Below are 4,538 nucleotides of genomic sequence, written 5' to 3'. Positions count from 1 at the left end.
AAGTCCCGGTTGGGGAGCAGGCCGCCGCCAAACATCTGCCAGCCCGGCTTGCTGCCCTCAGGATCGCGGGGAGTCTTGGTAGGCAGCCCATTTGGGTAGACAAAGATCGCCTCGGGCCAGAGTTTTTGCAGGTTCCAGCGGCGCGCACTATTGTTACCATTGCCACCATGGCCATGAAACCCAAAGACAATCGGCGCTCCCTCGGTCTTGGTGGGTAGCACGACAATTGCGGTGCGCTTAGCGCCTTTTACACTCCACTCACGTTGCGTTTCTATCACTCTCATGGCGCTACAGACGTGGGAGAGAGGAGAGAGTTCACGGGGCGGCTCGTGACCAGTGCCCCGCTCGCCACAAAACCTTCCGGGCGGTCTTGAAGCATCGTGATGAGCCTCTCGCGCCAGCGCGAATCTGGCCCGAGGTCGTGGCACTCATGGGGGATCGCATGCCAAGTCAAAGCGCTGCTCGCGGCCCGTCCCCGACCACCAGATGTACTTTTCCTTGCCATCGGTCAGGTAGTGAATACTCTGCCCAAACGCGGTGTGCTCGCCGTGGAGAAACTCGCGTACCGTGGCCTGCTCGCCCCGCGCTACGGGCAGCAGGCTCTTGCCATCCAGGCCGTCAGGAACGGCAAGCCCAGCGGCGTCTAGGAGCGTCGGCATCACATCGCGCAGCTCTGCCACAGCCTCCGAGATCACGGTCTGGCGGGGGATTCCGGGGCCTTGCAAAAGAAACGGGACCCGCACGCTGCCTTCGTAGGGCAGTACCTTGCGAAAGGCGTTATGGTCACCCAAAAGCTCGCCGTGGTCGGAGACAAAGCAGATCACCGTGTCCTGGCGCAGGCCGTACTCCGCCAGCGTCTCGAAAAAGCGATTGAGGAGCAAGTCAATGTGCGAGATATGCCCAAAGTAGCCCGCCCGTGCTCGCTGAAGCGCTCGCGGCGAGAGCTTCGCCACGCTCGGATCGGCGCGCCAGCTATCGTCGAGCGGCCCCAAGACTTCCTCGGCCCAATCTCCCACCGGCGGGTCGGGCATGGGGTCATGAAGGTACTGATCAAAGGCCCACTGCGGCGGATCATAGGGTGGGTGCGGGCGGTGGAAGCCCAGATACAGAAAGAACGGCTTGCGGGTGTCGCGGCGGCGCAGGAAGTCCTGGGCCTCGCTCACAATCCAGGTCGAGGGATGGAGCGCCTCGTCCTTGTCCCAGGGCCGTGCGACTTGGGAGTTGCAGTTCACCCCGTTGTCGAAGTAGTCGGCGCGTGGGTCGCCGGTCTTCTCACGGAGCCAGGGCAGGTAGTCGTCCACCAACCCCACATCACGCGGTTTTTTGCGGGCAAAGTGCAGGTAGCCATCGTGGAGTAGCACATTCTGGAACCCGATCTGGCTACGCTCCGGAAAGACATGGAGCTTGCCAATGGCCTGAGTCTGGTAGCCGTTGTTCGTAAACTCCGAGGCAATGGTGACGGGAAAGTCAAACGGGACGCCATCCCGGTAGCCCACTTTACCCGTGCCAGTCTGTGAGAGCCCAGTGTAGAGACTCGCCCGAGCCGGGATGCAGCTCGGCGTGGCGGCGTAGGCCTTGGCAAAGCGCGTTCCTTCGCCCGCAAGCTGATCCAGGTGTGGGGTCATCACCACCGGATGGCCTTCACAGCCCAGTGCATCACCGCGCCACTGGTCCACACAGATCAAGACAACATTTTTTTGCATGAATCGCCTAGTAGTGCTTCTTCTTTGAGAGAAGTCGTAGAAGCTGGAGCCCATCGCTATCGAGGCCGACGTAGCGCTGTGAAAACGGCAGGAAACTACCAATCACCATGCCCAAGGAGAGGGTCGAGACCATGGGAAGGAGCCATTCTTGGGCTCGCTGGGAAGGGGGGAGAAACGAAAAGAGGGTACTGGTTGCGATGACGATCAGCAGGTTCATAAGAATCCCCCCGATAATCACCCAAAAATCGTGGTGGAAGAGCCGTTTGCGACTTAGAGTGGTGTAGGTGATTTTCCCCCCAAAAAGCGTTCCACTGAACTGGGGGCGCCTCGTGGGCTCAAGCAAGAGTGGGCCGATCTGACAGCTCTGCCAGTGATAGCCTACACGGCGGATGGCAAGCGCATGTCCCCCCTCATGTGCGGCGATCAGGACGAGATAGGCACTGTAGATAAGCAAGAGCTGTAGAATTAGATTCATGGGGTAGCTTCTGCCTCCGCATGACCTTTTAGTCCGGCGGCGAAGGCTTCAAAGGCGGGCTGGAGATCGGGGATGGAGCGGGTAAAGAGGGGCGCAAGTGGGCCGGTGAACGCCTCGCGCATCGAGAACTCCACACTGCCGTCGTCCTGGGGTGTCAGGAGATAGGTACGCTCGCCCGTGAAGAGCCCCAGAGGCATCGCGCCTGTCCAGACCATCTTCTGCGGCGGTGTAAACGTACTCACCACGACAGGAAATGTGCGACCCGGTGAGATCTTGGCGTGAACCGTGATCTTCTGACCTTGGGCAATTGTTCCCTCGATTCGATCTACCGTCGGGTTCCAGGTTGGCCAGCTTGGTCCGTCGGTGAGGAGGCTCCAGATCGTCTCCGCAGGGGCTTTGATGGTGGTTTTGGTAGCAAAAAATTTCATAGAACGAGCTATCCTTGGTCGCCGCTTGGGTCTTCGCTAAATTTTTCGACCGTGCTTCCCAATCTGACCATCGCGCTACTGGTTGTAGTGTACCCAAAGAAGTGCTACTTCGTGTACAATTCATCTATGAAAACGAAACTTGCTTTGGTCCTAACGGTGTGCCTGGCACTGCCGGCACTGTGCAATGACTTCTCGATCCAGCAGGTGATCGGCAAGGCTCCCAAGCAGGTGGATGCCGCCATTGGCAAGCCGCTGAGTATCGGTGAGGGGGGGACGTTTCGTGAGTACGGGACGAAGCGCTCAGCCTGGTATGTCCGCTTTGCCAAGAACAAGGCTACGGTCGCCACGGTCAAGTTTCGCACGGCCTTCCCCACCCCCGAAGCAGCCCTCCAAGCGATTGGGCTGAATCTCGGGAAAGCCGAGCCGATCAAGACCACTTTTCTGCTACGGCGCTGGGCAAATCTCAAGGGGATGTCCGTCATCACAGTCAGTAGTCTGGACGGAAGGCGCTGGGACACAGTCGAGGTCGAGAAGTAGCTAGCCCAACAAGCTTATCGCCTCCTGAGCCGCCTCGCGGACATGCTCACTCGGCGACTTGAGCAGCTTCTGAGCCAGTGGTCGCGTCGCAGTGTCTCCCGCCGATGCCAGCACCAACAAAAGCACCACTTTCTCCTCGTGAGAAGTAGATCGCACTTTCAGCCAGCGCCGCAGAATCCCCCGAACGTCTTCAGGGAGCCGCTTCGCATCGCTCTCGATTAAGTACGGCAGTGTCTCAAAGAGCCAGGCGCGAAGCGCTTGCAAGGCGCTGTCGTTGCGGCTACGGGTGACACCCAGTAGCCGAATGATCTCGGGGCAGTAGAACGTCTCATGTTTTCCACGAAGTCGTGCGTAGAGAAGATTGGCGACAAGAGTGGTTCGCTTGGTAGGCAAAGGAACATTACTAATAAGATAGGAGCAAGTTATCGAGAAAACATGAAGCATTCCAAACAGCTTTGAACTCAAACGGTCCGAAATGAAAATTAGGGAAATGCCCATCAGGAGGGTGACTATTCGCAGAATATTGATAGCGTTGCCAAAACGTTTTGGGGCTTGCTGCTCCACAATGGCCTGTTTCACCAGCTCTGGCAGAAGCGTTTCGGTGGGAAAAGGCTTCGCGAGCTTCTCTGCTTCGGCGAAGGTCTCCACGGACTTCAGCCGCTCGAAAAAGTGGCGATGACCGGGGATTTCTTGTTGCTGGTCCTGGAACATCAGAGCGACTCAGTGGTCATCGTAGTGGTAGCGGGCTTGAAGGAAGTCTATCCGATCTTCGCTGACGAGATAGACAAGCCTATGCTCCTCGGTAATGCGGCGCGACCAAACATTGGCTCCCAGGTACTTGAGCGGCTCTGGCTTGCCGATGCCATCAAAAGGATCGTTGAGTACCGACTCAACAAGGCTCAGGATGCGGAGAGCGGTTTTTCGATGCGTGTCCACCCAAAAACGAAGGTCTTCTCGAAACTCTTTCTGGAAGACTGCCGCCCGCTCCTGACTCACTTCAGTCCTATTTCCTGACGCAGGCTTTCTAAGCTACGGGGCTGTTCCGTTTGGGCACGGGCACGCTCTAGTGCTGTCAGGAGCCGTGTCGCATTCGCAGGGGAGCGTAGCAGATGGGCCGTTTCAAGCAGACTATCAAGCTCATCAAGGGCGATGAGGGCGACATCACTATGTCCACGACGCTGGATGACCACCACTTCACGGTCTTCCGTTGCCCTGTCGCAGAGTGAAGAAAGCTGAGTGCGTGCCTGAGTATACGTTGTTGTCAAAATAGAGATTCCTGATTCTTGTACAGGAATACTGTACCATAAGGCATTAATTCCCGCCAAGGAAAAACGTGGGGTATGCTTGCGGCTATGGCGATTGTGGCGTATGTTTCGGGGCACGGGCTAGGGCACT

Annotated in this window: 7 protein-coding genes and 1 pseudogene; 1 reads left to right on the top strand and 7 read right to left on the bottom strand. The window is 57.8% G+C overall.

The genetic code is table 11. The features are described from left to right. The 4 genes and pseudogenes from RMO15_RS13815 to RMO15_RS13800 all read right to left on the bottom strand — a co-directional run. Positions 1-284: pseudogene (locus RMO15_RS13815) on the bottom strand (esterase); the annotation flags it as partial. A 144-nt stretch (positions 285-428) separates the two neighbouring features. Then, a complete protein-coding gene (locus RMO15_RS13810) occupies positions 429-1,703 on the bottom strand; it encodes an arylsulfatase (RefSeq protein WP_309713614.1) in 1,275 nt (424 codons plus the stop codon). A 7-nt stretch (positions 1,704-1,710) separates the two neighbouring features. Next, complete coding sequence (locus RMO15_RS13805) at positions 1,711-2,178, bottom strand: site-2 protease family protein (protein WP_309713611.1); 468 nt, start codon at positions 2,176-2,178, stop codon at positions 1,711-1,713. Further along, complete coding sequence (locus RMO15_RS13800) at positions 2,175-2,606, bottom strand: SRPBCC domain-containing protein (RefSeq protein ID WP_309713607.1); 432 nt, start codon at positions 2,604-2,606, stop codon at positions 2,175-2,177. Before RMO15_RS13800 ends, RMO15_RS13805 begins: the two co-directional genes overlap by 4 nt. A gap of 126 nt (positions 2,607-2,732) precedes the next feature. On the opposite strand from RMO15_RS13800, the gene RMO15_RS13795 reads away from it, so the two are divergent. Continuing rightward, positions 2,733-3,143 (top strand): hypothetical protein, encoded by a 411-nt coding sequence (locus tag RMO15_RS13795; protein ID WP_309713604.1) that lies wholly within the window; start codon positions 2,733-2,735, stop codon positions 3,141-3,143. Here the strand turns inward: RMO15_RS13795 and RMO15_RS13790 are convergent, their stop codons facing one another. From RMO15_RS13790 to RMO15_RS13780, 3 genes are read right to left on the bottom strand one after another with little or no spacing between them, the layout of a single operon-like run. Continuing rightward, on the bottom strand, positions 3,144-3,854 hold the full coding sequence (locus RMO15_RS13790) for a HEAT repeat domain-containing protein (protein ID WP_309713601.1): 711 nt from the start codon (positions 3,852-3,854) through the stop codon (positions 3,144-3,146). It lies immediately after the preceding gene. 9 nt (positions 3,855-3,863) lie between these two features. Continuing rightward, the gene (locus tag RMO15_RS13785; RefSeq protein ID WP_309713598.1) at positions 3,864-4,139 is read right to left on the bottom strand and encodes a Txe/YoeB family addiction module toxin; all 276 of its coding nucleotides are present in this window, start codon (positions 4,137-4,139) and stop codon (positions 3,864-3,866) included. Continuing rightward, a complete protein-coding gene (locus RMO15_RS13780) occupies positions 4,136-4,408 on the bottom strand; it encodes a type II toxin-antitoxin system Phd/YefM family antitoxin (RefSeq protein ID WP_309713596.1) in 273 nt (90 codons plus the stop codon). Before RMO15_RS13780 ends, RMO15_RS13785 begins: the two co-directional genes overlap by 4 nt. Between the last annotated feature and the right edge of the window lie 130 nt (positions 4,409-4,538).

Origin of the sequence: Armatimonas sp., assembly GCF_031410135.1 — a bacterium.
Classification (GTDB): Bacteria; Armatimonadota; Armatimonadia; order Armatimonadales; family Armatimonadaceae; genus Armatimonas.
Note: the sequence above shows the minus strand (reverse complement) of the source record. Positions and strands in the feature narration are given on the sequence as shown.